Consider the following 3860-nt stretch of genomic DNA (forward strand, 5'->3'; position numbering starts at 1 on the left):
CGGGTTCACGGTGGTGTCCCACAGCTGTTCCGGATTCATTTCACCCAGGCCCTTGAAGCGCTGGATCTGGCGGCCCTTCTTGGCCTCTTCCATCAACCAGGCCTGCGCCTGCGCGAAGCCGGTCACCTCGGTGCTCTTGTTGCCACGGCTGATGGTCGCGCCCTCGCGGATCAGGCCATGCAGCAGCTGCGACGCCTGGTGCAGCGGACGCAGCTCGCCGGACTCGAACGCGGACAACGGCAATACCTGGATGTGCTCCTCGCCCATGTGGCGACGGGTCACCAGCACGGCCGCCGGCCGCTGTTCGTTCGGTTCCTGCAGGGTCAGGGTGAAACGCGGCGTGCCCAGGCTGCCCTGGTTGAGGTGCTTGGCCAGCGCATCCAGGCCTTCGCCCTCACCGGCGCTGCGCAGGTGCTGCAGGTCCATCGGGGTGAAATCGACCAGTGCCTCGAGCAGACCGCGATCATAGCGGTGCGCGTTGCGCTCGATCGCATCCTGCGCGCCGGCGTAGACCATCAGCAGCTTTTCCAGCGCCACGCCCTCGATCGGCGGCTCGCCGGTGGCCGGTACCAGGGCGGCGTTTTCCACCGCGCTGTTGGCCAGGTAAGCATCCAGCGCCGGGTCATCCTTGAGGTAGAGCTCGGTCTTGCCCTGCTTGATCTTGTACAGCGGCGGCAGGCCGATGTAGACGTAGCCGCGCTCGATCAGCTCCGGCATCTGCCGGTAGAAGAACGTCAGCAGCAGGGTGCGGATGTGGGCGCCGTCGACGTCGGCGTCGGTCATGATGATGATCTTGTGGTAGCGCAGCTTGTCCGGGTTGTACTCGTCGCGGCCAATGCCGGTACCCAGCGCGGTGATCAGCGTACCGACCTGGTCCGAGGCCAGCATGCGGTCGAAGCGTGCGCGTTCCACGTTGAGGATCTTGCCGCGCAGTGGCAGCACCGCCTGGTTCTTGCGGTTGCGGCCCTGCTTGGCCGAGCCGCCTGCCGAGTCACCCTCGACGATGAACAGTTCCGACAGCGCCGGGTCCTTTTCCTGGCAGTCGGCCAGCTTGCCCGGCAGGCCGGCGATGTCCAGCGCGCCCTTACGGCGGGTCAGGTCACGCGCCTTGCGGGCGGCCTCGCGGGCACGCGCGGCATCGACGATCTTGCCGGCGATGACCTTGGCTTCGTTCGGGTTTTCCTGCAGGAACTCTTCGAGCTTGGCGCCGAAGGTGCTTTCCACCGCCGGCTTGACGTCGGAGCTGACCAGCTTTTCCTTGGTCTGGCTGGAGAAGCTCGGGTCCGGCACCTTGACCGACAGGACCGCGATCATGCCTTCGCGCATGTCATCGCCGGTGAAGCTGATCTTGGCCTGCTTGGCGATGCCGTTCTGCTCGATGTAGTTGTTGAGCGTACGGGTCAGCGCGGCACGGAAACCGGCCAGGTGGGTGCCGCCGTCCTTCTGCGGGATGTTGTTGGTGAAGCAGTACATCGTTTCCTGGTAGGAATCGGTCCACTGCAGCGCCACTTCCACCACGATGCCGTTGGACTCGCCGGTCACCGCGATCACGTTCGGGTGCAGCGGGGTCTTCACCTGGGCCAGGTGTTCCACGAAACTCTTGATGCCGCCTTCGTAATGGAAGTCATCCCGACGGCCTTCGCCACGTTCGTCGACCAGGGCGATCTTGACGCCGGAGTTGAGGAACGAGAGTTCGCGCAGGCGGCGCGCCAGGATCTCGTAGTGGAACTCGACGTTGTTGTTGAACGCGACCACCGACGGCCAGAAGCGCACGGTGGTGCCGCGCTTGTCGCTGGTTTCCAGCTTTTCCAGCGGACGCACCGCCGCGCCGTGGCTGAATTCCTGCTGGTAATGGAAGCCGCCCTGGAAGATATCCAGCATCAGCTTCTCCGACAGCGCATTGACCACGCTGACGCCGACGCCGTGCAGGCCGCCGGAAACCTTGTAGCTGTTGTCGTCGAACTTGCCGCCGGCGTGCAGGACGGTCATCACCACTTCGGCCGCGGACACTTCGCGGTCGAGCTTCTTGCTCATCTGCTCGTGCTTGCCGACCGGGATGCCGCGGCCGTTGTCCGACACCGACACCGAACCGTCGGCGTGGATGGTGACGGTGACGTTGTCGGCGTGACCTGCCAGCGCTTCGTCGATCGAGTTGTCGACAACCTCGAACACCATGTGATGCAGACCGGTGCCGTCATGGACGTCGCCGATGTACATGCCGGGGCGCTTGCGGACCGCTTCCAGGCCTTCCAGGGCGGTAATGCTGTTGGCGTCGTAATTGCCGTTCGTGGCCGGGGTGTTCTGTTCTTCGCTCATTGCGCTTGCCGTAGGCTCCGCAGGTCATGCACTGCCGGTACGGCAGGGGCATGAGGGGTAGGGGTGACGTTCCGATTATACCTACCGGGCAGATTTCCGCCCTGAAGGCTCAAACCACGGCCTGGAGCGTGCCGTGTTCCACGTGGAACATTGCCGCCGGGCGCAGCTCTTCTTCCAGGGCTGCCGGTACTTCGGTGGCGGTGATGAACACCTGGGCCGGCACCTGCGCCAGGCGGTGCAGCACCCGCCGCTGATGATTGCGGTCCAGTTCCGAGCCCAGGTCATCCAGCGCAATGACCGGCCATTCACCGCGCAGGGCAGCGTAGTCCTCGGCCTGGGCCAACAGGCAGGCCAGTGCGGTCAGCTTTGCCTGCCCGCGGGACAGCGCGTCGCGGCCTGGGATCTGCGCAAAGCCCACATCCCAGTCCGCGCGATGTGGTCCCACCGACGTGAAGCCGGCATTGCGGTCACGTTCGCGGGCCAGCAGCAGGGCATCCCCCAGCGATACCTCGTGGCGGCGCCACCCCGGCAGCAGTTCCAGGGTCTGCAACTGCAAGGTCGGGGCCAGATCGGCAGCAATGGCAATGGCCCGCTCCTGCAGACGTTCCACGTAGTGCTGGCGGCGCGAAGTCAGCGGCACGCCCGCTTCAACCAATTCCCTGTCCCAGGCATCAAGCTGATAGCCCGGGGCCCCGGCCTTGAGCAGCGCGTTGCGTTGCTTCAACGCCCGGGTGTAACGCCGCCACAGGGGGAGAAAGTCCGGTTCCACGTGGAACAATCCCCAATCGATGAAGCGACGACGGGGCTCGCTCCCGCCACTGACCAGGGCATGGCTGCCCGGTTCGAAGGTCACCACCGCCAACGCGGCGCACAGTGTGCCCAGTTGCGCGACATCCTCGCCATCCAGACGGCCCTTCCAACTCTGGCCACCATGACGCAGCCCAGCTCGGCGTGGAACTACGGTCTCACCGCCGGCTCCGCGCTCTTCCCATTCCACAAAGACGTCCAGGCTGTCCGCGCCTTTCTGGACCAGGCCATCGCGTACGCGCCCGCGGAAACTGCGGCCGTAGGCCATCAGATGCAGCGCTTCCAGCAGGCTGGTCTTGCCAGCGCCATTGGCGCCGGTAATCAGGTTGATGCCAGGGCGGGGCGCCAATTCCACCGAATCGAACCGACGGACGCGGTTCAGGGCAACACGGACGATATGCATTGACGCTCAAGTACCCAACCACCGCGCCATCCGCGGCGGACAAGGGCGCAGCTTAAAGCATCTGCCAACGGGGTGCGGGCAATACGCTCGCCCAGGCGCTCCACGTGGAACACCTGCAATTTCGCGAATTCTGCAGCATCCAACCCTTCACGCCGTTTCAGATTTCACGAAATCACGCCCCGCTCGCGGTGGGCTGTTCTTGGAGGCTTTTTCCTCGCGGGACAGCTCTGGGGGAAAGGTCTGTGTATAACTTTGGCAATCTGTGGATAAATTTGGCACTTTTCCACAGAGATCACCTTATGCACAGATATCCACAGGCTTGACGGCCACTTTT

At 64.4% G+C, this 3860-nt stretch carries 2 protein-coding genes; both read right to left on the minus strand.

The genetic code is table 11. The annotated features are described in order from the left end of the window. On the minus strand, window positions 1-2316 hold a 2316-nt coding region (gyrB, locus tag VA603_RS10600; protein ID WP_323438800.1), incomplete at its 3' end, for a DNA topoisomerase (ATP-hydrolyzing) subunit B. A gap of 109 nt (window positions 2317-2425) precedes the next feature. Next, on the minus strand, window positions 2426-3526 hold the full coding sequence (recF, locus tag VA603_RS10605; protein WP_132864059.1) for a DNA replication/repair protein RecF: 1101 nt from the start codon (window positions 3524-3526) through the stop codon (window positions 2426-2428). Window positions 3527-3860: the final 334 nt, after the last annotated feature.

The organism is Stenotrophomonas capsici, assembly GCF_034961085.1.
GTDB classification, from domain to species: Bacteria; Pseudomonadota; Gammaproteobacteria; order Xanthomonadales; family Xanthomonadaceae; genus Stenotrophomonas; species Stenotrophomonas capsici.

Bases quoted from the DNA above. Each gene is read 5' to 3' on its own strand.
- recF (WP_132864059.1), bottom strand. From the start codon at position 3,526: ATGCATATCGTCCGTGTTGCCCTGAACCGCGTCCGTCGGTTCGATTCG.